The 24,324-nt window shown below is 68.5% G+C and carries 28 protein-coding genes and 1 pseudogene; 25 read left to right on the plus strand and 4 right to left on the minus strand.

Going from position 1 to position 24,324, the window contains the following annotated elements:
- The first annotated feature begins 2 nt into the window (after positions 1-2).
- From ACZ5VD_RS27645 to truA, 17 genes are all read left to right on the plus strand, one after another.
- Positions 3-188, plus strand: a complete 186-nt coding sequence (locus ACZ5VD_RS27645) for a type Z 30S ribosomal protein S14 (protein ID WP_003948630.1) — start codon at positions 3-5, stop codon at positions 186-188.
- Between the two features lie 213 nt (positions 189-401).
- On the plus strand, positions 402-800 hold the full coding sequence (gene rpsH, locus ACZ5VD_RS27650) for a 30S ribosomal protein S8 (protein ID WP_013001411.1): 399 nt from the start codon (positions 402-404) through the stop codon (positions 798-800).
- A 24-nt stretch (positions 801-824) separates the two neighbouring features.
- Positions 825-1,364 carry a 50S ribosomal protein L6 gene (gene rplF / locus ACZ5VD_RS27655; protein WP_468547635.1) on the plus strand — a complete coding sequence of 180 codons (540 nt, stop codon included), beginning with the start codon at positions 825-827 and terminating at the stop codon, positions 1,362-1,364.
- Positions 1,365-1,367: 3 nt separating this feature from the next.
- Positions 1,368-1,751, plus strand: coding sequence for a 50S ribosomal protein L18 (rplR, locus tag ACZ5VD_RS27660; protein ID WP_468547634.1), 384 nt, complete (start codon positions 1,368-1,370; stop codon positions 1,749-1,751).
- A gap of 70 nt (positions 1,752-1,821) precedes the next feature.
- A complete protein-coding gene (gene rpsE / locus ACZ5VD_RS27665) occupies positions 1,822-2,430 on the plus strand; it encodes a 30S ribosomal protein S5 (RefSeq protein ID WP_217237693.1) in 609 nt (202 codons plus the stop codon).
- Positions 2,430-2,612, plus strand: coding sequence for a 50S ribosomal protein L30 (rpmD, locus tag ACZ5VD_RS27670; protein WP_005481207.1), 183 nt, complete (start codon positions 2,430-2,432; stop codon positions 2,610-2,612). The genes rpsE and rpmD overlap by 1 nt, the downstream gene beginning before the upstream one ends.
- Positions 2,613-2,614: 2 nt before the next feature.
- Positions 2,615-3,070 carry a 50S ribosomal protein L15 gene (gene rplO / locus ACZ5VD_RS27675; protein WP_266831346.1) on the plus strand — a complete coding sequence of 152 codons (456 nt, stop codon included), beginning with the start codon at positions 2,615-2,617 and terminating at the stop codon, positions 3,068-3,070.
- Positions 3,071-3,498: 428 nt separating this feature from the next.
- Positions 3,499-4,812 (plus strand): preprotein translocase subunit SecY, encoded by a 1,314-nt coding sequence (gene secY, locus ACZ5VD_RS27680; protein WP_468547848.1) that lies wholly within the window; start codon positions 3,499-3,501, stop codon positions 4,810-4,812.
- A complete protein-coding gene (locus tag ACZ5VD_RS27685) occupies positions 4,812-5,480 on the plus strand; it encodes an adenylate kinase (protein WP_468547633.1) in 669 nt (222 codons plus the stop codon). Before secY ends, ACZ5VD_RS27685 begins: the two co-directional genes overlap by 1 nt.
- Positions 5,481-5,600: 120 nt before the next feature.
- Positions 5,601-6,437 carry a type I methionyl aminopeptidase gene (gene map, locus ACZ5VD_RS27690; RefSeq protein WP_468547632.1) on the plus strand — a complete coding sequence of 279 codons (837 nt, stop codon included), beginning with the start codon at positions 5,601-5,603 and terminating at the stop codon, positions 6,435-6,437.
- A gap of 262 nt (positions 6,438-6,699) precedes the next feature.
- On the plus strand, positions 6,700-6,921 hold the full coding sequence (gene infA, locus ACZ5VD_RS27695) for a translation initiation factor IF-1 (protein ID WP_003948620.1): 222 nt from the start codon (positions 6,700-6,702) through the stop codon (positions 6,919-6,921).
- 58 nt (positions 6,922-6,979) lie between these two features.
- Entirely contained in the window at positions 6,980-7,093 is a 114-nt protein-coding gene (gene rpmJ / locus ACZ5VD_RS27700; protein ID WP_003998809.1) for a 50S ribosomal protein L36, read from the plus strand.
- A gap of 209 nt (positions 7,094-7,302) precedes the next feature.
- A complete protein-coding gene (gene rpsM, locus ACZ5VD_RS27705) occupies positions 7,303-7,683 on the plus strand; it encodes a 30S ribosomal protein S13 (RefSeq protein WP_053753917.1) in 381 nt (126 codons plus the stop codon).
- 68 nt (positions 7,684-7,751) lie between these two features.
- Positions 7,752-8,156: a 30S ribosomal protein S11 gene (rpsK, locus tag ACZ5VD_RS27710; protein ID WP_003956432.1), complete on the plus strand. Its 405-nt coding sequence runs from the start codon at positions 7,752-7,754 to the stop codon at positions 8,154-8,156.
- 124 nt (positions 8,157-8,280) lie between these two features.
- Positions 8,281-9,303, plus strand: a complete 1,023-nt coding sequence (locus ACZ5VD_RS27715; protein ID WP_003966937.1) for a DNA-directed RNA polymerase subunit alpha — start codon at positions 8,281-8,283, stop codon at positions 9,301-9,303.
- Between the two features lie 189 nt (positions 9,304-9,492).
- A complete protein-coding gene (gene rplQ / locus ACZ5VD_RS27720; protein ID WP_468683646.1) occupies positions 9,493-10,005 on the plus strand; it encodes a 50S ribosomal protein L17 in 513 nt (170 codons plus the stop codon).
- Positions 10,006-10,145: 140 nt separating this feature from the next.
- Positions 10,146-11,003, plus strand: a complete 858-nt coding sequence (truA, locus tag ACZ5VD_RS27725) for a tRNA pseudouridine(38-40) synthase TruA (RefSeq protein ID WP_468547630.1) — start codon at positions 10,146-10,148, stop codon at positions 11,001-11,003.
- 19 nt (positions 11,004-11,022) lie between these two features.
- Here the strand turns inward: truA and ACZ5VD_RS27730 are convergent, their stop codons facing one another.
- Complete coding sequence (locus ACZ5VD_RS27730) at positions 11,023-11,916, minus strand: hypothetical protein (RefSeq protein WP_468547629.1); 894 nt, start codon at positions 11,914-11,916, stop codon at positions 11,023-11,025.
- Positions 11,917-12,440: 524 nt separating this feature from the next.
- Between ACZ5VD_RS27730 and rplM the strand changes: the two genes are divergently transcribed.
- The 3 genes from rplM to glmM all read left to right on the plus strand — a co-directional run bounded on the left by rplM (position 12,441) and on the right by glmM (position 15,003).
- On the plus strand, positions 12,441-12,884 hold the full coding sequence (gene rplM / locus ACZ5VD_RS27735) for a 50S ribosomal protein L13 (RefSeq protein WP_468547628.1): 444 nt from the start codon (positions 12,441-12,443) through the stop codon (positions 12,882-12,884).
- Positions 12,885-12,928: 44 nt separating this feature from the next.
- On the plus strand, positions 12,929-13,456 hold the full coding sequence (gene rpsI / locus ACZ5VD_RS27740) for a 30S ribosomal protein S9 (protein ID WP_468547627.1): 528 nt from the start codon (positions 12,929-12,931) through the stop codon (positions 13,454-13,456).
- A gap of 188 nt (positions 13,457-13,644) precedes the next feature.
- On the plus strand, positions 13,645-15,003 hold the full coding sequence (glmM, locus tag ACZ5VD_RS27745) for a phosphoglucosamine mutase (RefSeq protein ID WP_468547626.1): 1,359 nt from the start codon (positions 13,645-13,647) through the stop codon (positions 15,001-15,003).
- 133 nt (positions 15,004-15,136) lie between these two features.
- On the opposite strand, the gene ACZ5VD_RS27750 is transcribed toward glmM, so the two are convergent.
- Positions 15,137-16,072 (minus strand): DUF389 domain-containing protein, encoded by a 936-nt coding sequence (locus tag ACZ5VD_RS27750; RefSeq protein ID WP_468683648.1) that lies wholly within the window; start codon positions 16,070-16,072, stop codon positions 15,137-15,139.
- Positions 16,073-16,103: 31 nt separating this feature from the next.
- Positions 16,104-17,072, minus strand: coding sequence for a type I pantothenate kinase (gene coaA / locus ACZ5VD_RS27755; protein WP_468683703.1), 969 nt, complete (start codon positions 17,070-17,072; stop codon positions 16,104-16,106).
- Between the two features lie 197 nt (positions 17,073-17,269).
- On the opposite strand from coaA, the gene glmS reads away from it, so the two are divergent.
- Entirely contained in the window at positions 17,270-19,117 is a 1,848-nt protein-coding gene (gene glmS / locus ACZ5VD_RS27760) for a glutamine--fructose-6-phosphate transaminase (isomerizing) (RefSeq protein ID WP_468547623.1), read from the plus strand.
- Positions 19,118-19,292: 175 nt separating this feature from the next.
- On the plus strand, positions 19,293-19,664 hold the full coding sequence (locus tag ACZ5VD_RS27765; protein WP_468547622.1) for a holo-ACP synthase: 372 nt from the start codon (positions 19,293-19,295) through the stop codon (positions 19,662-19,664).
- Positions 19,665-20,256: 592 nt separating this feature from the next.
- Here ACZ5VD_RS27765 and ACZ5VD_RS27770 read toward each other — a convergent pair.
- Positions 20,257-21,420 (minus strand): hypothetical protein, encoded by a 1,164-nt coding sequence (locus ACZ5VD_RS27770; protein WP_468547621.1) that lies wholly within the window; start codon positions 21,418-21,420, stop codon positions 20,257-20,259.
- A 154-nt stretch (positions 21,421-21,574) separates the two neighbouring features.
- Between ACZ5VD_RS27770 and ACZ5VD_RS27775 the strand changes: the two genes are divergently transcribed.
- The 3 genes and pseudogenes from ACZ5VD_RS27775 (at position 21,575) to ACZ5VD_RS27785 (ending at position 24,301) form a co-directional block, all read left to right on the plus strand.
- The gene (locus tag ACZ5VD_RS27775; protein WP_468683649.1) at positions 21,575-23,056 is read left to right on the plus strand and encodes an NAD(P)H-hydrate epimerase; all 1,482 of its coding nucleotides are present in this window, start codon (positions 21,575-21,577) and stop codon (positions 23,054-23,056) included.
- A pseudogene (locus ACZ5VD_RS27780) lies at positions 23,016-23,201 on the plus strand (hypothetical protein); the annotation flags it as partial. The gene ACZ5VD_RS27775 and the pseudogene ACZ5VD_RS27780, both read left to right, overlap by 41 nt.
- Before the next feature lie 254 nt (positions 23,202-23,455).
- Positions 23,456-24,301 carry a L,D-transpeptidase family protein gene (locus ACZ5VD_RS27785; RefSeq protein WP_468683650.1) on the plus strand — a complete coding sequence of 282 codons (846 nt, stop codon included), beginning with the start codon at positions 23,456-23,458 and terminating at the stop codon, positions 24,299-24,301.
- Positions 24,302-24,324 lie beyond the last annotated feature (23 nt).

Consider the following 24,324-nt stretch of genomic DNA (forward strand, 5'->3'; position numbering starts at 1 on the left):
AGATGGCGAAGAAGGCTCTGATCGCGAAGGCTGCTCGCAAGCCCAAGTTCGGCGTGCGTGGCTACACGCGCTGCCAGCGCTGCGGCCGTCCGCACTCCGTGTACCGCAAGTTCGGCCTGTGCCGCGTGTGCCTTCGTGAGATGGCTCACCGTGGCGAGCTGCCGGGCGTGACCAAGAGCTCCTGGTAATCCCCACTTAGGGATTCCCGAAGCTCTCGGTAAGTAAAGGGCACGGTCAGGTGCCCACCCCTTCATGGCTTAGGCTAGGGGGGTTGGGCGCCTGATTGCCGCCCATACGACTTACTACGCCGTAGGTCCACCGCGCCGCACCCGCCCCGTCTCGGATCGGGGAGAGGGATGGCGCACCAGGAAACCCCGGCGAGAGAGGCCGAAGGCCAATTCATGACCATGACTGATCCGATCGCAGACATGCTTACGCGTCTGCGGAACGCGAACTCGGCATACCACGACTCCGTGACGATGCCGGCATCGAAGATCAAGTCTCACATCGCGGAGATCCTCCAGCAGGAGGGCTTCATCACGGGCTGGAAGGTCGAGGACGCCGAAGTCGGCAAGAACCTCGTCCTGGAGCTGAAGTTCGGCCCCAACCGTGAGCGCTCCATCGCGGGCATCAAGCGGATCTCCAAGCCCGGTCTCCGGGTTTACGCGAAGTCCACCTCCCTGCCCAAGGTGCTTGGCGGCCTCGGCGTGGCGATCATCTCCACGTCGCACGGTCTCCTCACCGACAAGCAGGCCGGCAAGAAGGGCGTAGGCGGAGAAGTTCTCGCCTACGTCTGGTAGCGGAAGGGAACGGAGGAAAAAGCTATGTCGCGTATTGGCAAGCTCCCCATCACGGTTCCCGCCGGCGTGGACGTCACCATCGACGGCCGTACGGTCGCGGTCAAGGGCCCCAAGGGGACCCTGAGCCACACCGTTGCCGCGCCGATCGACATCGCCAAGGGTGAGGACGGCGTTCTCAACGTCACCCGCCCCAACGACGAGCGTCAGAACAAGGCCCTGCACGGCCTGTCCCGCACGCTGGTGGCGAACATGATCACCGGCGTGACCCAGGGTTACGTGAAGAAGCTCGAGATCAGCGGTGTCGGTTACCGCGTTGCGGCCAAGGGATCGAACCTCGAGTTCGCGCTCGGCTACAGCCACTCGATCACCGTCGAGGCGCCCGAAGGCATCACCTTCAAGGTGGAGAACCCCACGCGGTTCTCGGTCGAGGGCATCGACAAGCAGAAGGTCGGCGAGGTTGCGGCCAACATCCGCAAGCTGCGCAAGCCCGACCCGTACAAGGCCAAGGGTGTCAAGTACGAGGGCGAAGTCATCCGCCGCAAGGTCGGAAAGGCGGGTAAGTAAGCCATGGCATACGGACAGAAGATCCTCAAGGGCGACGCCTACAAGCGCGCCGCGATCAAGCGCCGCCACATCCGGATCCGCAAGTCGATCAACGGAACGGCGGAGCGTCCTCGTCTGGTCGTTACCCGCTCCAACCGTCACATCGTGGCTCAGGTGATCGACGACCTCAAGGGGCACACCCTTGCGTCGGCGTCCACCCTGGATGCCTCGGTCCGCGGTGGCGAGGGCGACAAGTCGGCGCTGGCGAAGCAGGTCGGCGCGCTCGTTGCCGAGCGTGCCAAGGCCGCCGGTGTCGAGACCGTCGTATTCGACCGTGGTGGCAACCAGTACGCCGGGCGCATCGCTGCCCTGGCGGACGCCGCCCGCGAAGCCGGCCTGAAGTTCTAGAGGCCGCCCGTCGCGTCAGCGACACAAATCGTTGGCGCGTAGCTAGCGGAAACAGAGAGAGGTAATTCCAATGGCTGGACCCCAGCGCCGCGGTGGCGGTGCCGGTGGCGGCGAGCGGCGGGACCGGAAGGGTCGCGACGGTGGCGCTGCTGCCGCCGAGAAGACCGCCTACGTTGAGCGCGTCGTCGCGATCAACCGCGTTGCCAAGGTTGTGAAGGGTGGTCGTCGCTTCAGCTTCACCGCGCTGGTCGTGGTGGGCGATGGTGACGGCACCGTCGGTGTCGGTTACGGCAAGGCCAAGGAGGTGCCGGCCGCGATCGCCAAGGGTGTTGAAGAGGCCAAGAAGCACTTCTTCAAGGTCCCCCGTATCCAGGGCACCATCCCGCACCCGATCACGGGTGAGAAGGCTGCCGGCGTCGTACTGCTCAAGCCCGCGTCCCCCGGTACCGGCGTTATCGCCGGTGGCCCGGTGCGTGCCGTGCTCGAGTGCGCCGGTATCCACGACATCCTGTCGAAGTCGCTCGGCTCGTCCAACGCGATCAACATCGTGCACGCGACCGTGGCGGCCCTGAAGGGTCTGCAGCGTCCCGAGGAGGTCGCGGCCCGCCGTGGCCTGCCCCTTGAGGACGTCGCTCCCGCGGCTCTGCTGCGTGCGCGTGCCGGGGCTGGTGCTGCGTAATGGCACAGCTCAAGATCACGCAGACGAAGTCGTACATCGGTAGCAAGCAGAACCACCGTGACACCCTGCGTTCCCTTGGTCTCAAGGGCATCAACACGCAGGTCGTCAAGGAGGATCGTCCCGAGTTCCGCGGCATGGTGCACACCGTCCGCCACCTCGTGACGGTCGAGGAGGTCGACTGATCATGGCGGAGAACAACCCGCTCAAGATCCACAACCTCCGTCCCGCCCCGGGCGCCAAGACCGCCAAGACCCGTGTGGGTCGTGGTGAGGCGTCGAAGGGTAAGACGGCTGGTCGTGGTACCAAGGGCACGAAGGCGCGTTACCAGGTTCCGGAGCGCTTCGAGGGTGGCCAGATGCCCCTCCACATGCGTCTCCCGAAGCTCAAGGGCTTCCGGAACCCGTTCAAGACCGAGTACCAGGTCGTGAACCTCGACAAGCTGGCGTCGCTGTACCCGGAGGGTGGCGAGGTCACCGTCGAGGGGCTCGTCGCCAACGGCGCGGTGCGCAAGAACAGCCTCGTCAAGGTCCTCGGCCAGGGCGAGATCACCGTGGCGCTGCAGGTGACGGTCGACGCCGTCTCCGGCTCCGCCAAGGAGAAGATCACCGCCGCCGGCGGTACCGTCACCGAGCTCGTCTGAGTCTCTCGGACGTCTCCCTGACGTGCATGACCCCGATCGGGGATACCTCTTTTGTGGGTATCCCCGATCGAAAAAGGCCCGCCGATATTTCGGCGGGCCTTTTTCATATGAAGCGTGTCACCGCACCCCTTTGAAGCCCGTCACCGCACACCTCGGCCACTTTCGTAGAGGTGATTGACGTGAAATGCGGCGATGTGTGCGGAAGAAGTGATTCCTGGCCGTGGCGCACAGTCGCTCCCGGGGGGCCATCGTCGGGTTCGTCCGCTTCTTGCAAGGGGGTCCGCACTGTTAGAGTCCTGTGGTCCATCCATAGCTAGTGGTGACAGATGTCTGTCTCCCGCAGCACTGTTGGGCGACCATCTTCTGGCTTCAATGCCTTGTCTACGACTAGCCTCCCTGCTCTGCGTGCGGGGGGCGCAGGAGGCTCCGTGCTCACCGCGTTCGCCCGGGCGTTCAGGACGCCCGACCTGCGCAAGAAGCTGCTCTTCACGCTCGGCATCATCGTGGTCTACCGCGTCGGCACGCATGTTCCGATCCCCGGTATCGACTACAAGAACGTCCAGACCTGCATCGACCAGGCCAGTGCGAACCAGGGTCTGTTCGGTCTGGTCAACATGTTCAGTGGTGGCGCGCTGCTGCAGATCACGATCTTCGCGCTCGGCATCATGCCGTACATCACGGCGAGCATCATCCTCCAGCTGTTGACCGTGGTCATCCCACGCCTGGAAGCCCTCAAGAAGGAGGGACAGGCCGGTACCTCGAAGATCACGCAGTACACGCGGTACCTGACGGTGGCGCTCGCCATCCTGCAGGGCACCGGCCTGGTGGCCACCGCCCGCAGCGGCGCCCTCTTCCAAGGTTGCCCGGTCGCCACGTCGATCGTGCCGGACCGCTCGATCTTCTCCACCATCACGATGGTCATCACGATGACCGCCGGCACGGCCGTCGTCATGTGGCTCGGTGAGCTCATCACCGACCGCGGTATCGGCAACGGCATGTCGATCCTGATGTTCATCTCGATCGCCGCGACCTTCCCGTCCGCGCTGTGGGCCATCAAGCAGCAGGGCTCGCTGGCCGGCGGCTGGATCGAGTTCGGCACCGTGATCCTCGTCGGCCTGGTGATGGTCGGCCTGGTGGTCTTCGTCGAGCAGGCCCAGCGCCGCATTCCGGTGCAGTACGCGAAGCGGATGATCGGCCGCCGTTCCTACGGCGGTACGTCGACGTACATCCCGCTGAAGGTCAACCAGGCGGGCGTGATCCCCGTGATCTTCGCCTCGTCGCTGCTCTACATCCCGGCGTTGATCGTGCAGTTCTCCGGTTCGAAAGCAGGCTGGGCGAGCTGGATCACCAACAATCTCGCGGACACGGCGGCCACGCCGCACATCATCATGTACTTCTTCCTCATCGTGTTCTTCGCGTTCTTCTACGTGGCGATCTCGTTCAACCCCGAGGAAGTCGCGGACAACATGAAGAAGTATGGTGGCTTCATCCCGGGCATCCGGGCTGGCCGACCGACCGCTGAGTACCTGTCCTACGTACTCAACCGGATCACCTGGCCGGGTTCGCTGTACCTGGGGCTGATCGCTCTCGTGCCGACGATGGCGTTGGCTGGTTTCGGGGCAAACCAGAACTTCCCGTTCGGTGGGACAAGCATCCTGATCATCGTGGGTGTGGGTCTTGAGACGGTGAAGCAGATCGAGAGTCAGCTTCAGCAGCGCAATTACGAAGGGTTCCTCCGCTGATGCGTATCGTCCTCGTCGGGCCGCCGGGCGCCGGTAAGGGAACGCAGGCCGCGTTTCTCGCCAACAACCTGTCGATCCCGCACATCTCCACGGGCGACCTGTTCCGGGCCAACATCAGCCAGCAGACGGAACTGGGCAAACTGGCGAAGTCCTACATGGACGCGGGCAACCTGGTCCCGGACGAGGTCACCATCGCGATGGCCAAGGACCGCATGGAGAAGCCGGACGCCGAGAACGGCTTCCTTCTGGACGGCTTCCCGCGCAACGAGTCCCAGGCCGTGGCGCTGGACGAGATGCTGCAGTCCGAGAGCATGAAGCTGGACGCGGTGCTGGACCTGGAGGTCCCCGAGGACGAGGTGGTCAAGCGCATCGCCGGCCGCCGCATCTGCCGTAACGACTCGGCGCACGTCTTCCACGTGACGTACAAGCAGCCGGTGAAGGAAGGCGTCTGTGACGTCTGCGGCGGCGAGCTGTACCAGCGCGACGACGACTCCGAGGAGACGGTCCGCAAGCGGCTGGAGGTCTACCACACGCAGACCGAGCCGATCATCGACTACTACAAGGCCCAGGGCCTGGTGGTCACGATCTCGGCGCTCGGCAAGGTGGAGGACGTCACCGCGCGGGCCATGGAGGCGCTGAACCGCGAGGACGAGCCCGCCGCCCAGTAGTTCCTCTCCGTACACCGCCGTAGCCGCGGTTCCCTTCCGAGGGGGCCGCGGCTGCTGTGTGGGTGCACGTATCGTTGACGGCACCCGTCCTACCCCGGTCAGAGAAAGGCCCCCGTCCGCATGGTGCAGATCAAGACCCCCGAGCAGATCGCCAAGATGCGTGAGGCGGGGCTGGTCGTTGCGGCCATTCACGCGGCGACGCGCGAGGCCGCGGTGCCCGGGGCCACGACGAAGGACCTGGACCAGGTCGCGCGCAAGGTCCTCGCGGAGCACCAGGCGAAGCCGAACTTCCTCGGGTACGGCGGTTTCCCCGCGACCATCTGCACCTCGGTGAACGAGGTCGTCGTGCACGGCATCCCGTCCGACGAGGTCGTCCTCAAGGACGGCGACATCATCTCCATCGACTGCGGCGCGATCATCGACGGCTGGCACGGCGACGCGGCCTACACGGCCTTCGTGGGCTCCGGTCACGCCCCGGAGCTCATCGAGCTCTCCCGGGTGACGGAGGAGTCGATGTGGGCCGGTATCGCGGCCATGAAGCAGGGCGGTCGGCTGGTCGACATCTCCCGGGCCGTCGAGACGTACATCCGCCGCCAGCCGAAGCCCGGCGGCGGGCGCTACGGCATCATCGAGGACTACGGCGGCCACGGCATCGGCACCGAGATGCACATGGACCCGCATCTGCTGAACTACGTCGACCGGCGCCGCGGCAAGGGCCCCAAGCTGATCCCCGGCTTCTGCCTCGCCATCGAGCCGATGGTCTCCCTCGGCACCCCGAAGACCGAGGTCCTCCAGGACGACTGGACGGTCATCACCACCGACGGCACCTGGTCCTCCCACTGGGAGCACTCGGTCGCGCTGACGGAGGAGGGGCCGCTGGTCCTGACGTCTCCGGACGGCGGCCGGGCGAAGCTGGCGGAGCACGGGGTCGTCGCGGCTCCGGATCCGTCGGCGTGAGCCGTCCGCCGTCCGTGGGTGTGTGGGGACCTGTCGCGCCCCGTGGCGGGGCCGTGGATCGATCCGGCCGCATGCCCCTTATGGGGCGCCGCGGTCCCCGGCGCGCTTAATGATCTTCCTCCTGGGGCATCCTTCCTCGATTCGTCTTTCCGGGTGCGCTGTCGTAGACTGACTCGTCGGCTCTCGTGCACCCGCATGTCCGCATGCGCCCGTAAGGGACGCAAAGAGAGTCGATCAAGGTAGTCGATTCGAAGGGCGAAGCGTGGCCAAGAAGCAAGGTGCCATCGAGATCGAGGGCACTGTCGTCGAGTCTCTTCCGAACGCCATGTTCAAGGTTGAGCTCCAGAACGGCCACCAGGTCCTGGCACACATCAGCGGCAAGATGCGGATGCACTACATCCGTATCCTCCCTGACGACCGGGTCGTGGTGGAGCTGTCTCCGTACGACCTGACGCGTGGCCGGATCGTCTACCGGTACAAGTAGATCTTGCCTTTGCCCCGTTCCGGCGGGGTGGTGGCACTGACCCGGAGAACCTCACCCCATGAAGGTCAAGCCGAGCGTCAAGAAGATCTGCGACAAGTGCAGGGTGATCCGCCGTCACGGCCGGGTCATGGTCATCTGCGAGAACCCGCGCCACAAGCAGCGCCAGGGCTGACGCACGACCCACCCTCTGCACCTTCGCAGAACTTCGCGCGACGCGAGCTGAACATGTTCATACGCAGAGCCCAGACGGCGTGCGCGCCGCTCTGACACCCCCGGTTCGGAGGCCGGGGACCCTGCCGTACCAAATCTTCGAGACAGAAGAGGCCGGCGGTCGGGACGCGGTTCTGTGGAAGACCTCCGAAGATCAACTGGAGCCATTGAATGGCACGCGTTTCCGGTGTTGACATCCCGCGCGAAAAGCGTGTGGAGGTCGCCCTGACCTATGTGTTCGGCATCGGCCGGACCCTTTCCCAGCTGACGCTGGCCGAGACCGGCATCGACCCGAACACCCGCGTTCGCGACCTCTCCGAGGAGCAGCTCGTCGCGATTCGTGAGTACGTCGACAACAACATCAAGACCGAGGGTGACCTCCGTCGCGAGGTTCAGGCCGACATCCGCCGCAAGGTGGAGATCGGTTGCTACCAGGGCCTCCGTCACCGTCGCGGTCTGCCCGTCCGCGGTCAGCGCACCAGCACGAACGCCCGCACCCGCAAGGGCCCGCGTCGCGCCATCGCCGGTAAGAAGAAGCCGGGCAAGAAGTAGTCCTCAGCGGACAACGCTTCATCAGCGGTCTTCGCTGTAGGACCGACCACCTCCCGTAGGAGTTATAGATGCCCCCCAAGGGTCGTCAGGGCGCTGCCAAGAAGGTGCGCCGCAAGGAAAAGAAGAACGTCGCTCACGGCCACGCGCACATCAAGAGCACGTTCAACAACACCATCGTCTCGATCACGGACCCCTCGGGCAACGTGATCTCCTGGGCCTCCGCCGGCCACGTCGGCTTCAAGGGCTCGCGCAAGTCGACGCCGTTCGCCGCGCAGATGGCTGCCGAGTCGGCCGCCCGTCGCGCGCAGGAGCACGGCATGCGCAAGGTCGACGTCTTCGTCAAGGGCCCGGGTTCGGGTCGCGAGACGGCCATCCGTTCGCTCCAGGCGACCGGTCTTGAGGTCGGCTCCATCCAGGACGTGACGCCCACGCCGCACAACGGCTGCCGTCCGCCCAAGCGCCGCCGCGTCTGACGCACGGTTGTCTTAGCTTTCCCGGCGTTCGGGCGGTACGGCTCTTCGGAGACGTGCCGCCCGTACCCTTGCAGTACCAGTAGGACGTCAAATAGCGGGCGTCCATGACTGACAGGATCGCACCATGCTTATTGCTCAGCGCCCGTCGCTGACCGAAGAGGTCGTCGACGAGTTCCGCTCCCGGTTCGTGATCGAGCCGCTGGAGCCGGGCTTCGGTTACACCCTCGGCAACTCCCTCCGCCGGACCCTCCTCTCCTCGATCCCCGGTGCCGCTGTCACCAGCATCCGGATCGACGGCGTGCTGCACGAGTTCACCACCGTGCCGGGCGTCAAGGAGGACGTCACCGACCTGATCCTCAACATCAAGCAGCTGGTCGTCTCCTCGGAGCACGACGAGCCGGTCGTGATGTACCTGCGCAAGCAGGGCCCGGGTCTGGTCACCGCCGCCGACATCGCGCCCCCGGCCGGTGTCGAGGTGCACAACCCCGACCTCGTCCTCGCCACGCTCAACGGCAAGGGCAAGCTGGAGATGGAACTCACGGTCGAGCGTGGCCGTGGTTATGTCTCCGCCGTGCAGAACAAGCAGGTCGGTCAGGAGATCGGGCGCATCCCGGTCGACTCGATCTACTCGCCGGTGCTCAAGGTCACGTACAAGGTCGAGGCGACCCGTGTCGAGCAGCGCACCGACTTCGACAAGCTGATCGTCGACGTCGAGACCAAGCAGGCCATGCGTCCCCGTGACGCCATGGCGTCGGCCGGTAAGACCCTGGTCGAGCTGTTCGGTCTGGCGCGCGAGCTCAACATCGACGCCGAGGGCATCGACATGGGCCCGTCCCCGACGGACGCCGCCCTCGCCGCCGATCTCGCCCTGCCGATCGAGGAGCTCGAGCTCACCGTTCGGTCGTACAACTGCCTCAAGCGCGAGGGCATCCACTCCGTGGGTGAGCTCGTGGCGCGGTCCGAGGCGGACCTGCTCGACATCCGCAACTTCGGTGCGAAGTCGATCGACGAGGTCAAGGCGAAGCTGGCCGGGATGGGCCTCGCGCTCAAGGACTCCCCGCCCGGATTCGACCCGACCGCCGCCGCCGACGCCTTCGGTGCGGACGACGACGCGGACGCCGGCTTCGTCGAGACCGAGCAGTACTGAGCTCGGGACCGACTGCCGGTTCCTGGCTGCGGGGCCGTTGTGGCTGGTCGCGCAGTTCCCCGCGCCCCTCACGGGGCGCGGGTCTCCGGGGCCTCGAAAGAGGCGGCCGGATCTTCGACGGGCAGCCGCCCGCTCGGATACTGACCTCGGTACCTGATACGGCCGGGGCAGACACCTAGGAGAAACACCATGCCGAAGCCCACCAAGGGTGCCCGTCTGGGCGGCAGCGCCGCGCACGAGAAGCTGCTCATCGCGAACCTCGCGAAGTCGCTGTTCGAGCACGGCCGTATCACCACCACCGAGGCGAAGGCGCGCAAGCTGCGCCCGTACGCCGAGCGTCTGGTCACCAAGGCGAAGAAGGGTGACCTTCACAACCGCCGTCAGGTGCTCCAGGTGATCACGGACAAGAGCATCGTGCACACGCTCTTCACCGAGATCGGCCCGCGCTACGAGAACCGCCCCGGTGGCTACACCCGTATCACCAAGATCGGTAACCGCCGTGGCGACAACGCGCCCATGGCTGTCATCGAGCTGGTCGAGGCGCTGACGGTCGCGCAGGAGGCGACCGGCGAGGCCGAGGCCGCCACCAAGCGTTCCGCCAAGGACGCCGAGGCTCCGGCCGCCGAGGAGGCCAAGGTCGACACGACCAAGGCCGACGAGGTCGAGGACGCGGCTCCGGCCGAGGAGTCCAAGGACGCGTAAGCGTCTGCCGGGCGCTGTTCGTCGGCGGCCGCGGCTTCGTCGTGGTTGCTCGCGCAGTTCCCCGCGCCCCTGAAGGGCGTTCGCGGGCCCGTTCCTTCTCAGGAGCGGGCCCGCTTCGGTGTTCCTGAGAGGATCTCTGGGTGAGTGATGAAGCAGCGGCCGGGCATGTTCGTGTTCGCCTCGACCTGTCGTACGACGGGACGGCGTTCTCCGGGTGGGCCAAGCAGGCCGGGGGGCGGCGGACCGTGCAGGGCGAGATCGAGGACGCGCTGCGGACCGTGACGCGGTCGGGGGAGACGACGTACGAGCTGACCGTGGCCGGGCGGACCGACGCCGGGGTGCACGCGCGCGGACAGGTGGCGCACGTCGATCTGCCCGAGGAGCTGTGGGCGGAGCACCGGGAGAAGCTGCTCAAGCGGCTCGCGGGGCGGCTCTCGAAGGACGTACGGGTCTGGAGCGCCGCCGAGGCCCCAGCGGGCTTCAACGCCCGTTTCTCGGCGATCTGGCGGCGTTACGCCTACCGCGTCACCGACAACGTCGGCGGGGTCGACCCGTTGCTGCGCAACCATGTGCTGTGGCACGACTGGCCGCTCGACGTCGACGCGATGAACGAGGCCGCGCAAGAACTGCTGGGCGAGCACGACTTCGCCGCCTACTGCAAGCGGCGCGAGGGTGCGACCACCATCCGTACGCTCCAGGGGCTGAGCCTGGTCCGCGGGGACGACGGGATCGTCACGGCGACGGTGCGGGCCGACGCCTTCTGCCACAACATGGTGCGCTCGCTCATCGGGGCGCTGCTGTTCGTGGGGGACGGGCACCGCACCGCCGACTGGCCCGGGAAGGTGCTGGCGGCCGGGGTGCGGGACTCGGCGGTGCACGTCGTACGGCCGCACGGGCTGACGCTCGAAGAAGTCGGTTATCCCGCCGACGAGTTGCTGGCCGCGCGCAACAAGGAGGCCCGCAACAAGCGGACGTTGCCCGGGGCCGGCTGCTGCTGACGCCGGCCCCGACGGTCTCTCATTCGTTCGCCGCGGCCGATGCCTGGGCCTCGCCGCGGCGGCGGATCTGGCGGAACGTGAACTCGGCCAGGTCGTCGCCGGCGCTGAAGACGGTGGTGGACTTCTCCGTCGCGTCCTTGCCGTTGGTGAAGCCGGCGACCGTCATGAAGACGTAGCGGCCGTAGGAGTTGGTGGTCGACCGGCAGACGGCGGCGTTGCAGAAGGCCTTGACGCCGTCCCCGGAGAGCGACTTGACGAAGTCCTTCTTGGTGTCGACCTGCCCCTTGACCTTGGTCGCCTGGGCCTCGGTGTCGAAGAGGGCCACACCGACCGTCACCGCGACGTTGTCCCTGGTGTAGGAGACCCGCATGACGCGGGTGCAGTCGTTGGCGTTGAGGATCTTGCCGAGGCTGGCCTGCACGGTGTCGGTCGCGGCGCAGTTCTTGCTGTCGGCCGTCGGGCCCTTCTTGTAGACGGTCGAGCCCATGGTCAGCTGGGTGCCCGGGAAGAGGATGTTCGGGCTGACCGGGGTGACGTCCTTGTTCTTGCTGGAGACGAAGTCCTTCGGGTCCAGCGGCGGTGGGGCGCTGGTCGGCGCGAACGACGGGTCCGCGGTGTCGGTGCCGCTCGGGATGTCCGCGCTCACCGGCAGGCCGGAGGGGCGGTCCGCCCCCTCGTCGTTGCCGTTCGCCGACACCACGGCCATGGCCACGGCCGTACCGATCGCGACCGTGGCGAGTGCCCCGCCGCCGATGAACAGCAGCCGGCGTCGTTTGTTGCGCGTTTCCGACGCCTCGGCGAGAGCGGCCCAGTCCGGAGTCTCGTCGGTGCCGGCGCCGTCCCACGGCTGCTGGGATTGCGGTTTCCAGGGATCCCACTGGGACTGGGGTCCCCCCTGCTGCCCATAGCTCATGGCCCGCATCTTAGACGGGGGAAGCGGTGTACCGGTCAGTCCCAAGGAGCGCTGGAACCCCTGACGTTCGGCCGGTGGGCGTGCGCAAAAGCGACATCTTCGGGTGCTTGGTGCGAAGGGTGGGCGGGTGTCTCCGGGGGGTCCGGCGGCTGTGCCGAGGGTCACGCCGACGCGTACGGCAGGGCCGGCCCCGGGCTAGGGGCGGGCGGCGCGAGCCGTTACGCTGTGTGCGCCTGTGTTCACGGTCGCGCGTCGTGCGAGGTCACAGGGGTGTGCGGTGCGCGTAGAATCGGATCGGACTGCGCCAGTCGCCTCGTTTTGACCCGTCCGGGGGAGCGCAGGTATCCTGCTTCTTCGTTGTGTATTGGCTTGCTCACTCTCACGGGACGGGCCCTTACACCGGTCCACCGGGCCGATGATCAGCGACCAGCGCGCGGTATGCGTCACCGCAGTGCGGTCAGGGCTGTCGATCGTCTTCGGTGACCTTGTTTAGGACCATTCACTCGAAGCGAAGGCTACGAACCGTGCGTACGTACAGCCCCAAGCCCGGCGATGTGACGCGCCAGTGGCACGTCATTGACGCTCAGGACGTCGTCCTGGGCCGTCTCGCCACCACCGCCGCGTCCCTCCTCCGGGGCAAGCACAAGCCGACCTATGCCCCGCACATGGACATGGGCGACTTCGTCATCATCATCAACGCCGACAAGGTGCACCTGTCCGGCAACAAGCGGACCCAGAAGATGGCGTACCGCCACTCCGGCTACCCGGGTGGTCTGCGCTCCGTCCGCTACGACGAGCTGCTGGCGAAGAACCCCGAGAAGGCCGTCGAGAAGGCCATCAAGGGCATGATCCCCAAGAACACCCTGGGCCGTCAGATGCTCGGCAAGCTGAAGGTCTACTCGGGCGACCAGCACCCGCACGCTGCGCAGCAGCCGGTGCCGTTCGAGATCACCCAGGTCGCGCAGTAGTTCCGGCCACACCCCCTAAGACAGAAAAGAATCTGAGGAGCATCGTGGCCGAGACCACTGTTGAGCAGCCGGTCGAAGAGACCGAGACCGAGCACGTCGACATCGAGAGCTACACCACCGAGTCCGAGGTGCCCGTCGAGGGCGAGTACACCTCGGAGTCGCTCGCCGGCCGCTTCGGCGACCCGCAGCCGGCCGCCGGCCTGGGCCGTCGCAAGAACGCCATCGCGCGCGTCCGGATCGTCCCGGGCACCGGCAAGTGGAAGGTCAACGGGCGCACGCTTGAGGACTACTTCCCGAACAAGGTGCACCAGCAGGAAGTTAACGAGCCCTTCAAGGTGCTGGAGCTCGACGGCCGCTACGACGTCATCGCCCGCATCTCGGGTGGCGGCGTCTCCGGTCAGGCCGGCGCCCTGCGCCTCGGCGTGGCCCGCGCGCTGAACGAGGCCGACGTGGACAACAACCGCGGCGCCCTCAAGAAGGCCGGCTACCTCAAGCGCGACGACCGTGCGGTCGAGCGCAAGAAGGCCGGTCTCAAGAAGGCCCGCAAGGCCCCGCAGTACAGCAAGCGTTAAGCTTCGCTGCCTGCTCGTACGCGCAGTACTACCCGCAGTACACGCAGTACGTCCGAACGCCCCGGCGGCACGCCACAGTGCCACCGGGGCGTTCGTTTATCACGGCCTTAGGCGTATAACGGCACAAGGTGCTCAAAGGCTCGTGTGATCGGATGATTTCCGAATCTGAAGCTTCATCAGGAGGACAAGTGGGACGACTCTTCGGCACGGACGGCGTGCGCGGTGTCGCCAACGCGGATCTGACGGCCGAGATGGCGCTCGGCCTCTCCGTCGCCGCGGCACACGTGCTGGCCGAGGCGGGCACCTTCGCCGGCCACCGGCCGACCGCTGTGGTCGGCCGGGACCCGCGCGCGTCCGGGGAGTTCCTGCAGGCCGCCGTGGTCGCCGGCCTGGCCAGCGCCGGCGTCGACGTCCTCACGGTGGGTGTGCTGCCGACCCCCGCGGTGGCGTTCCTCACCGCCGACCTCGAAGCCGACCTCGGTGTCATGCTCTCCGCGAGCCACAACGCCATGCCCGACAACGGCATCAAGTTCCTCGCCCGCGGCGGGCACAAGCTCGACGACGAGCTGGAGGAGCGGATCGAGGCCGTCTACGAGGAGCACCGCACCGGCGCCCCCTGGGACCGGCCGACCGGCTCGGGCGTGGGCCGCGTGCGCGCGCACGAGGAGGGCTTCGAGCAGTACGTCGCCCACCTCCTCTCCGTCCTCCCGAACCGGCTCGACGGGCTGAAGATCGTCCTCGACGAGGCGCACGGCGCCGCCGCCGGGGTCTCGCCCGAGGTCTTCAAGCGGGCCGGCGCCGACCTCGTCACCATCGGCGCCGAGCCGAACGGCCTCAACATCAACGAGGGCTGCGGCTCCACCCACCTCGGTCTGCTCAAGGCCGCGGTCATCGAGCACGGGGCGCACTTCGGCATCGCGCACGACGGTGACGCGGACCGCTGCCTCGCCGTCGACCACACCGGTGAGGAGGTGGACGGCGACCAGATCATGGCCGTACTCGCGCTGGCGATGCGGGAGCGTTCCGCACTGCGCTCCGGCACCGTTGTCGCGACGGTCATGTCGAACCTCGGGTTCAAACTGGCGATGGAACGCGAGGGCCTGACGCTCATCCAGACCGCGGTCGGCGACCGCTATGTGCTGGAGGAGATGAAGGAGCACGGGTACGCGCTGGGCGGCGAGCAGTCCGGGCACGTGATCATCCTCGATCACGCGACCACCGGTGACGGCACGCTGACCGGGCTGCTCCTCGCCGCGCGGGTCGCGGAGACCGGGCGGTCGCTGCGGGAACTGGCGGCGGTGATGGAGCGGTTGCCGCAGGTGCTGATCAACGTGCCGGACGTGGATCGCTCGCGGGTCGGTACGTCCGCGGAGCTGGCGGCGGCCGTCGCCGACGCGGAGCGGGAGTTGGGCGCGACGGGGCGGGTGCTGTTGCGGCCGTCCGGGACCGAGCCGTTGGTTCGGGTGATGGTCGAGGCGGCGGATATCGATCAGGCCCGGTCTGTTGCCGGGCGGCTTGCCGATGCGGTGAAGTCGGCGCTGGGGTAAGGGGTTTGCCGGGTCGGGGGTGGGGGCGCCGTGGTGGGCGGGCCGCGGGTTCGTGGTGGCTTGTCGCGCCCACGCGGCGGAGCCGCATGTGGACAGGGCCCCGCGCCCCTGGAGGTACGCCGACCCGGCGTTTCTACGTCGCCGTTCGCTTTCTCTGGGTTGACCAGAGCCACTTCTGGAGCAGCATCGTGGCGGTGCCCGCCAGGACGATGCCCAGCAGGTTCAGCAGGAGTTGGTTGGTCGAGCCGGTGGTCTGGCCGGTGTCGCCGTAGCTGAGGGCGATGGCCGCGTTGGCCGCCGCCGGGACCGTCGTCACCGAGATGGCGACGCCCACCAGGGCGCCCGACTTGGCCGAGGTCAGGGAGAGGGTGCCGGCGATGCCGGCGAGGACCGCCACCACGAAGGAGAAGGCGTCGGGGGCGTAGACGAAGCCGGTGTTGGGGCGGTCGGCCTCCAGTTGTTCCCGGGTGAACAGGCCCAGGCCGTCCATCATCCAGGTGAAGCCCACCGTCACCGCCATCGCCACGGCGAAGCCCACGAGCAGGGCGATCAGTGAGCGCAGGGCCAGGCGCGGGGCGCGTTGCACCACGGCCGTGCAGATACCGGCCAGGGGGCCGAACTCCGGGCCGACCGCCATCGCGCCGACGATCAGGATCGCGTTGTCGAGGACCACACCGCAGGCCGCGATCATCGTGGCGAGGGTGAGGAACGCGAGGTAGGTGACGGAGAGGGTCGACTCCTCGTGGGTGGCCTCCGTCAGGTGTTCCCACAGGACCGCGTCGGCGCCCTCGCCGGGGGCGTCCTTCTCGGCCTTGTCGGCGCGCTCGGACAGCGACAGGTCGATGTTCTCGACGGCGATGGAGCCGGTGGTGTCGAGGCCCAACTCCTGGAGTCCGGTGAGGAGTTCGTCGCCGGCCTCGCGGGCGACATCGCACATCACCACGTCTCCGGCCGGGTCGCGGGCGGCGTTCGGCAGGACGACGAGGTGGGTGGTGCCGACCGTCCGCTCGATCAGGCGGACCACGTCGTCGGTCCGGTCGGCGGGTGTGATGAGGCGCAGGTGCAGCATGACGTCTTTCTAACAGGCGCCGGTCACCCGTTCACAGCTTGCGCAGGCTCAGCCGCTGGACCTTGTGGTCGGGGCCCTTGCGGATGATGAGGGCGGCGCGGCCACGGGTGGGGGCCACGTTCTCGATGAGGTTGACCCGGTTGATGGTCCGCCAGGTGGTGCCCGCGTAGTCGAGGGCCTCCTCCTCGGACACCTGTGTGTACTTGCGGAAGTACGAGGACGGGTTCTGGAAGGCGGTCGCGCGCAGCTTCTTGAAGCGGTTGAGGTACCAGCGCTCGATGTCCTCGGCGCGGGCGTCGACGTACACGCTGAAGTCGAAGTAGTCGGCGAGGCCGACCCGGGTGCGGCCGTCCTTGCCGGGCAGGGCGGGCTGGAGGACGTTCAGGCCCTCGACGATCAGGATGTCGGGCCGCCGGACGGTGAGCCGCTGGTCGGGGACGATGTCGTAGATGAGGTGGGAGTAGACGGGTGCGGTGACCTCGTCCTTTCCCGCCTTGATGTCGGCCACGAAGCGGGTGAGCGCGCGGCGGTCGTACGACTCGGGGAAACCCTTCCTCGACATCAGGCCGCGGGTCTGGAGCTCCTTGGTGGGGAGCAGGAAGCCGTCGGTGGTGACGAGTTCGACGCGCGGGTGCTCGGGCCAGCGGGAGAGCAGGGCCTGGAGGAGGCGGGCGACGGTGGACTTGCCGACCGCGACCGACCCGGCGACCCCTATGACGAAGGGGGTGCCGGACTGGGAGCCCTGTTCGCCGAGGAACGTGTTCAGGGCGCTTCTGAGTCCGTCCGTGGCGCCGACGTAGAGGTTCAGGAGGCGGGACAGCGGGAGGTAGATGTCCCGCACCTCGTCGAGGTCGATGACATCGCCGAGACCGCGCAGCTTCTCGACCTCCTCGGCGGTGAGGGGCAGGGGCGTCTTCTCGCGCAGCGCGCTCCACTCGGCGCGGGTGAGGTCGACGTAGGGAGTCGCCTCCGGCCTGTGCCGGTGGGCGCTCCGGGGCATCGGGGAGACCTGAGAGATCACAGTCCATTGTTAACGGAGTTTGAACGGGATGGTGGGTGGGGTCCGTCACGCGGGGGCTGTCGGGGGCTGTCGGGGGCTGTCGGGGGCTGCGGGAGGCCTCGTATGGCCGTGGGAATTTCCGAAATCGGGCACACGGGAGCGGTTTCGGGCCGGGGTTCGTGCGTAGGCTGCGGCCCATGTGCGGAATCGTGGGATACGTGGGGTCGCAGCCGGCGCTCGATGTAGTGATGGCCGGACTGAAGCGACTGGAGTACCGGGGATACGACTCGGCGGGCGTCGCCGTGCTCGCGGACGGCGGGCTGGCCGCGGCGAAGAAGGCCGGGAAGCTGGTCAATCTGGAGAAGGATCTCGTCGACCGGCCGCTGCCGACCGGTCCCACGGGTATCGGGCACACCCGTTGGGCCACGCACGGCGGGCCGACGGACGCGAACGCGCACCCTCATACGGACAACGCGGGCCGGGTCGCCGTCGTCCACAACGGGATCATCGAGAACTTCGCCCTCCTGAGAGCCGAGTTGGAGGAGCGCGGGCACGCGCTGGGCTCCGAGACGGACACCGAGGTCGTGGCCCATCTGCTCGCCGAGGAGTTCTCCTCCTGCGCCGACCTCGCCGAGTCGATGCGGCTGGTGTGCCGGCGGCTCGACGGTGCGTTCACGCTGGTCGCGGTGCACGCCGACGAGCCGGACGTGGTGGTGGGGGCGCGGCGGAACTCGCCGCTCGTGGTGGGCGTCGGCGAGGGCGAGGCCTTTCTCGCCTCGGACGTCGCCGCGTTCATCGCCCACACCCGCTCCGCGATCGAGCTGGGGCAGGACCAGGTCGTCGAGCTGCGCCGCGACGGGGTGACGGTGACGGGCTTCGACGGCGCTCCGGCCGAGGTCCGTTCGTACCACGTCGACTGGGACGTCTCGGCCGCCGAGAAGGGCGGCTACGACTACTTCATGCTCAAGGAGATCGCCGAGCAGCCGAAGGCGGTCGCCGACACCTTGCTGGGGCGCATCGACGCGTCCGGTTCGCTCACGCTGGACGAGGTCCGGATCCCGGCGGGTGAACTGCGGGAGATCGACAAGGTCGTGGTCGTCGCGTGCGGTACGGCCTTCCACGCCGGGCTGATCGCCAAGTACGCCATCGAGCACTGGACGCGGATCCCATGCGAGGTGGAGCTGGCCAGTGAGTTCCGGTACCGGGATCCCATCCTGGACGGGCGGTCCCTGGTCATCGCCATCTCGCAGTCCGGGGAGACCATGGACACCTTGATGGCCCTGCGGCACGCGCGGGAACAGGGCTCGAAGGTGCTGGCGATCTGCAACACCAACGGCTCGACGATCCCGCGCGAGTCGGACGCGGTGCTGTACACGCACGCCGGCCCGGAGGTCGCCGTCGCGTCGACGAAGGCGTTCCTGACGCAGCTCGTCGCCTGCTATCTGGTCGCGCTGTACCTGGGGCAGGTGCGCGGCACCAAGTGGGGGGACGAGGTCTCCGCCGTCATTCGTGACCTGTCGAAGGTCTCCGGCGAGGTCGACCGGGTGCTGGAGACCATGGAGCCGGTGCGGGAACTGGCACGGTCGTTGGCCGACAAGGGGACCGTGCTCTTCCTCGGGCGGCACGTGGGGTATCCCGTGGCCCTGGAGGGCGCACTGAAGCTGAAGGAACTCGCCTACATGCACGCCGAGGGCTTCGCGGCCGGGGAGTTGAAGCACGGGCCGATCGCCCTCATCGAGGACGACCTGCCGGTCGTGGTGGTCGTGCCGTCGCCCCGCGGGCGGTCGGTGCTGCACGACAAGATGGTGTCCAACATCCAGGAGATCCGCGCGCGGGGAGCACGGACCATCGTCATCGCGGAGGAGGGGGACGAGGCGGTCGTGCCGTACGCCGACCACCTGATCCGGATCCCGGCCACGCCGACGCTGCTCCAGCCGTTGGTGGCGACCGTGCCGTTGCAGGTGTTCGCCTGCGAGCTGGCCACGGCTCGGGGCAACGAGGTGGATCAGCCTCGGAATCTGGCGAAGTCGGTGACGGTGGAGTAGCCGCCCTTCACGCCGCTCGGGAAGGCGGTGAAGGCCGCGGCCGGGAAGGTGAGGGTCGCGGTGGTGGGGGGCGTTGTCGCGGACGGCCAGGTGGGTGGGGGAGTGGTTCGGCGACGGACCGGATGTGTCTTGTGCGGCTCCCGGCCTGGGCTGGATCACCCCGTAGAGTTCCCGGGTGAGCATCATCGGGGTCGGCATCGACGTTGCCGAGATCGACCGGTTCGCCGCGTCGCTGGAGCGTACGCCGCAGATGGCCCAACGGCTGTTCCTGGAGAGCGAGTTGCTGCTGCCCACCGGGGAGCGGCGGGGCATCGCCTCACTCGCGGCGCGCTTCGCCGCCAAGGAGGCGGTCGCCAAGGCGCTCGGCGCCCCGGCCGGGTTGCACTGGTCCGACGCGGAGATCTACGTCGAGGACAGCGGGCAGCCGAAGCTGCGGGTGACCGGGACGGTGGCGGCGCGGGCCGCGGAACTCGGCGTACGGTCCTGGCACGTGTCGCTCAGCCATGACGCGGGTGTGGCGTCGGCCGTGGTGATCGCGGAGGGGTGACGTAGGCCCGGGGCCCGCCACCTGTCAGGCCGCGCCCCCCACTCCCTCAAGGGTTCCCCTTCCCTCGGTGGCGCGGAGTCGGCCCTCTCGTGGACCCGCGGCACGCCCCGGGTGACGGCGGACGCGCAGGTGGGAAACCGGGGCGGTGGCCAGGTGAGGTGCCACCCACGGGAGCGCCGGTGGAGGGTGGAGTCGACGGCGGCCGTGACCGTGCCGACAGCCAGGTCCCGGCACAGCGGGCGTCCGGCGTACCGGAACCTCGAACTCGAAGGCCCGGATAGTCATCATCGGCGGCGATGACGGGCACTAGGGGGTGAGGCCGATCCGGCCTGATGGAAGCGTCCCTCGATCAGACCGATCGGAAAGGTTGCGCACATGCCGAACGTCGGATGGTCGCTCGAACAGCGGGCGGCCGTGAAGAGGTGGATGCTCTGCGTCTCCCTTTTCACGGTCGCCGGAACAGTCCTGTCGGTGTTTCTCATCGTGGCGGGGAATTCGGGCGGCTGGGTCGTCCTGGTGATGACCCTGTGCCTCTTCGGAGCTGTCCGCCTGTTCGTGAGGAACATCAGGTCGAGGCAACCTCGTTGACGCGTCAGCAGATGGACTGGGCGCTGTTCACCAGGGTGTTGTTGCGGAACGTGGTGTTCGTGCCGCAGGGGCTCTCCCGGATCGCGGAGTTGGTCACCCTCAGGTTCTGGACGGTGATGTCGGAGTTGTTGGGGAACTCCGAGCGGGCCGCCAGCCGGATCTCGCCGCCGCCGGTGACCGTGCCGCTCTGGGCGGCGAGGTTCACGTTGTAGCAGTTCTCGATGAGGACCGCGTTGTTGCCGGTGCTGGACAGCGTCACCCTGTCGATGACCGCGCCGCCGCTCTCCGAGACGCAGAAGACGCCGCGTCCGCCGCCGCGCGCGATCACTTCGCCGACGCGGATGTTGGTGGGGTAGGCGTTGCCGATCCGGCCGTTGCGGTTGGCCATGCGGAAGGCCGCGTACCCCGTGCCGGTGCCCGCGCCGTCCGCGTCGACCTTGGTGACGGTCGCGTTGACGGTCTGGTTGAGGAGCAGGCCCGACTCGCCGACGTTGCGGGCCGTGACCGTACCGACGGTCAGGCCGTCGACGCCGTAGGTCTCCACCGCGTGACTGGAGGCGCCGGAGACGTACGCGTTGTCTATCCGGACGTTGCGCGTCCACTGGGTGGTGTCGCCGCGGTTGTCGATGCGGACGCCGAGGCCCGCGGAGAGACGCATGTCCAACTGGCCGAGGACCACGTTCTGCACGTTGCGCAGGAAGACGCCGTAGAGCGGGCTGCCGGTGAGGGTGAGGTGCTGGACCTCGATGTCGCGGGTGCCGCGGGAGTAGACCGGGGCCTGGTCGCCGGAACCGGTGCCGGTGACGTTGATGGTGCCGCAGACGTCGAGGGTCGTGTAGCTGGGCAGCGAGATGCGCGCGCCCGCGGACATCGAGCCCGAGCCGCGGACCACCACCCGCTCCTTGGCGGTGCGGCCGGCGGTGAGGCTGTTGACCGCCGCCTGGGCCGCCGCGCGCAGATCGGTGCCGGTGTAGACGGTCGTGGTGCCCCGGCGGGCGGTCCAGGTGCTGCCGTTGAGCACGGCCTCGGCCTGGTAGGAGCCCTCGCCGCAGGCGGCTGCCGGGGCTGCCGCGACTGCCTCGGCTTTCGGCGCGGTGGTCGCGGTGGCGGCGGTGGTCAGGAGCGCTGTGGCACAGGTGGTGGCGAAGAGTGCGGCTCTGCGTCCCATGGGGAGACGTCCTCTCTCGGAGCTCGTGGAGAGCTCTCGTCGAATCGGTTCGACTGAATCGATTCACGATGGGGGAGCGGCGAGTTTGGCAAAGGGGTGGTAAAGGGTCAATGCCTGGGACGAGGTTCGTGCGGTACGGGGGAGACTCGACGGCATGCGTACTGCGTACAGCGTGGAGACGGTCAGGACCGCCGAGCGGGAGCTGATGGCACGGCTCCCCGAGGGGGCGTTGATGCAGCGGGCCGCGGCCGGACTCGCCGCCGCCTGCGCGGACCTGCTGGGGCGGGTGCACGGCCGGGTGTACGGCAGCCGGGTCGTGCTGCTGGTGGGCAGCGGTGACAACGGCGGCGACGCGCTGTACGCCGGTGCCCGGCTGGCCCGGCGGGGCGCCGGGGTCACGGCCGTACTGCTCGCGCCCGAGCGGGTGCATGCCGGCGGGCTCGACGCGCTGCGGCGGGCCGGTGGCGTCTGCGCCCCCACGGGCGGTGCCGCCGAGCTGATCGAACGGGCCGACCTCGTGGTCGACGGGATCGTCGGGATCGGCGGCAAGGGGCCGCTGCGGCCGGACGCGGCACCCCTCGCCGCGCTGGCCGCCGCGGCACGGGCCGCCGTCGTCGCCGTCGACCTGCCCAGTGGTGTCGACGCCGACACCGGTGAGGTCGGTGGGGCCGCGATCCGCGCCGACCTGACCGTCACCTTCGGCACCCACAAGCCGGGGCTGCTGGTCGACCCGGGGCGGAAGTACGCCGGTTCCGTGCTGCTCGTCGACATCGGGCTGTCCCTGCCCGGCGAGCCCGCGCTGGAGGCCCTGCAACACGCGGACGTGGCACGGCTGTTGCCGGTGCCGGGGGCCGAGAGCGACAAGTACCGGCGGGGCGTGGTCGGGATCGCCGCCGGGTCCGCGCGCTATCCCGGCGCGGCCGTGCTCGCCGTCTCGGGCGCGCTGCGGGGCGGGGCCGGGGCCGTGCGGTACGTCGGGCCCGCGGCGGACGCCGTCATCGCCCGCTTTCCCGAGACGCTCGTCTCGGACCAGGGACCGCGCAAGGCCGGGCGCGTGCAGGCGTGGGTCGTCGGGCCGGGCGCCGGTGACGACGCGGCGACGGTCGCGGAGGTGCTCGCCGAGGACGTGCCGGTGCTGATCGACGCGGACGGGCTGCGGTTGGCGGACGAGGCGGCTGTGCGGGCGCGTACCGCGCCGACCTTGATGACGCCTCATGCCGGGGAGGCGGCCGCGTTGCTCGGGGTGGCGCGGGAGGAGGTCGAGCGGGGGCGGCTCGGGGCTGTGCGGGAGTTGGCGGGGCGGTATGGGGCGACGGTGTTGTTGAAGGGGTCTACGACGTTGGTCGCCGACTCTGGGAGTGGTGGGAGTGGTGGGAGTGGTGCGGGTGGTGGGGGTGGTGCTGTGCGGGTGAATCCGACCGGGACGTCGTGGCTGGCCACTGCGGGGAGTGGGGACGTGTTGTCGGGGCTGGCGGGGTCGTTGCTCGCGGCGGGGCTTTCGGCGGTGGACGCGGGGAGTGTGGGGGCGTATCTGCATGGGCTGGCGGGGAGGTTCGCGGCGGGTGGGGCGCCGGTGGGGGCGCAGGATGTGGCGGGGGCTGTGGGGGAGGCGTGGCGGGATGTCGTGCGGGGGTGAGGTGGGGGGCTTTTCTTCGCCCCCGCCGCCCCTTCCCGTCCCGTCTCCAGGGGCTCCGCCCCTTCGAGCCCGCTGGGGCTGCGCCCCAGACCCCCTTTCGGCCCTGAAGGGGCCTCGTCCTCAAACGCCGGACGGGCTGAAGAGGGGTGGGTGGGGGAGGGGGATGGCTGTCTCGGCCTCGGACACCGGGCCGGCTGAAGAGGGGTGGGTGGGGGGCTGGGACGGCTGTCTCGGCCTCGGACGCCGGAGGGGCTGGAGAGGGGTGGGTCGGTGTTGGGTGGTGGGTGAGAGGGGCTCGGCAATAAGGGTGACGTTGCCGCGCGGCAGCTTCTGTGGGGGGCGGGGGCGGGTTTCTCTGATGGTGTGATCAGTGGACGTATTGCTTTTCGGTGTGTTGCCGTGGTGCTTGTCGGTGTCATCGCTCTGCCGGTCGGGACCGCCGTCGCCGAGCCGGTGCCGCCCGCCGCCGGGGCCGAGTTGGTGCCCGGGGTCGCGCCGGGGCCGTATCAGCCGTGGCAGATCGATACGCCGGACCAGGTGTTGCCGCCGGTCGTGTACGAGCCGACCGCCGCGGAGGACGCCCAGGAGCCGCGGGACGCCGCCAACGGGACGTATGACCTGGTGGAGTACGTGCCGTTGGCCGATGCCGTGGCCCGGGTGGCGTGCAGCAAGTCGCGGGGGCCGTACCAGCGGCAGGTGGAGCGGTGGCTGAAGCGGAAGGTCGACGGGAAACAGTCGGCCGGGGACTGCAAGGCCATCCGGGCCTTTCAGGTGAAGGAGGGGATCAAGCCCGCCATCGGGTTTGCCGGGCCCGTCACCTGGGCTCGGATACGGCTCATCTCCGCCAGGAAGAACCCGAACGCCGCCGGGAAGTGTCCGGTGCGGTCGTACCGGGTTGCCTGTGTCGATCTCGGGCGGCAGCTGACCTGGGTGCAGAAGGGGAAGCGGGTGGTGTACGGGCCCGTGTCCATGAGGAGTGGGCGGGCCGGGTACCGGACCCGGGGTGGGTGGCACAAGGTCTACTGGAAGCACAAGAACCATGTGTCGACGCTCTACAACCAGCCCATGCCGTACTCCCAGTTCTTCAGCGGCGGGCAGGCGTTTCACGCGGTGTACGGCAGCATCTTCACCACCGTCGGCTCCATGGGCTGCGTCAACCTGCGCCTCGCCGACGCCCGCAAGCTGTGGGGTGTGCTGAAGAAGGGCGACCGGGTCTTCGTGTGGGGGCGGAGAGCGGGGACGTAGGCGTCCGCGTGGACTGTCCGACC

Source organism: Streptomyces sp. NPDC032822 (assembly GCF_055578825.1).

Bases quoted from the DNA above. Each gene is read 5' to 3' on its own strand.
- rplR (WP_468547634.1), top strand. From the start codon at position 1,368: ATGGCATACGGACAGAAGATCCTCAAGGGCGACGCCTACAAGCGCGCC.
- ACZ5VD_RS27715 (WP_003966937.1), top strand. From the start codon at position 8,281: ATGCTTATTGCTCAGCGCCCGTCGCTGACCGAAGAGGTCGTCGACGAG.
- ACZ5VD_RS27730 (WP_468547629.1), bottom strand. From the start codon at position 11,916: ATGAGCTATGGGCAGCAGGGGGGACCCCAGTCCCAGTGGGATCCCTGG.
- rpsM (WP_053753917.1), top strand. From the start codon at position 7,303: ATGGCACGCGTTTCCGGTGTTGACATCCCGCGCGAAAAGCGTGTGGAG.
- coaA (WP_468683703.1), bottom strand. From the start codon at position 17,072: ATGCCCCGGAGCGCCCACCGGCACAGGCCGGAGGCGACTCCCTACGTC.
- rpsE (WP_217237693.1), top strand. From the start codon at position 1,822: ATGGCTGGACCCCAGCGCCGCGGTGGCGGTGCCGGTGGCGGCGAGCGG.
- ACZ5VD_RS27645 (WP_003948630.1), top strand. From the start codon at position 3: ATGGCGAAGAAGGCTCTGATCGCGAAGGCTGCTCGCAAGCCCAAGTTC.
- ACZ5VD_RS27750 (WP_468683648.1), bottom strand. From the start codon at position 16,072: ATGCTGCACCTGCGCCTCATCACACCCGCCGACCGGACCGACGACGTG.
- rpsH (WP_013001411.1), top strand. From the start codon at position 402: ATGACCATGACTGATCCGATCGCAGACATGCTTACGCGTCTGCGGAAC.
- rpsK (WP_003956432.1), top strand. From the start codon at position 7,752: ATGCCCCCCAAGGGTCGTCAGGGCGCTGCCAAGAAGGTGCGCCGCAAG.
- ACZ5VD_RS27775 (WP_468683649.1), top strand. From the start codon at position 21,575: ATGCGTACTGCGTACAGCGTGGAGACGGTCAGGACCGCCGAGCGGGAG.
- ACZ5VD_RS27770 (WP_468547621.1), bottom strand. From the start codon at position 21,420: ATGGGACGCAGAGCCGCACTCTTCGCCACCACCTGTGCCACAGCGCTC.
- rplF (WP_468547635.1), top strand. From the start codon at position 825: ATGTCGCGTATTGGCAAGCTCCCCATCACGGTTCCCGCCGGCGTGGAC.
- rplO (WP_266831346.1), top strand. From the start codon at position 2,615: ATGGCGGAGAACAACCCGCTCAAGATCCACAACCTCCGTCCCGCCCCG.
- ACZ5VD_RS27685 (WP_468547633.1), top strand. From the start codon at position 4,812: ATGCGTATCGTCCTCGTCGGGCCGCCGGGCGCCGGTAAGGGAACGCAG.
- rplQ (WP_468683646.1), top strand. From the start codon at position 9,493: ATGCCGAAGCCCACCAAGGGTGCCCGTCTGGGCGGCAGCGCCGCGCAC.
- glmS (WP_468547623.1), top strand. From the start codon at position 17,270: ATGTGCGGAATCGTGGGATACGTGGGGTCGCAGCCGGCGCTCGATGTA.
- rpmJ (WP_003998809.1), top strand. From the start codon at position 6,980: ATGAAGGTCAAGCCGAGCGTCAAGAAGATCTGCGACAAGTGCAGGGTG.
- map (WP_468547632.1), top strand. From the start codon at position 5,601: ATGGTGCAGATCAAGACCCCCGAGCAGATCGCCAAGATGCGTGAGGCG.
- rpmD (WP_005481207.1), top strand. From the start codon at position 2,430: ATGGCACAGCTCAAGATCACGCAGACGAAGTCGTACATCGGTAGCAAG.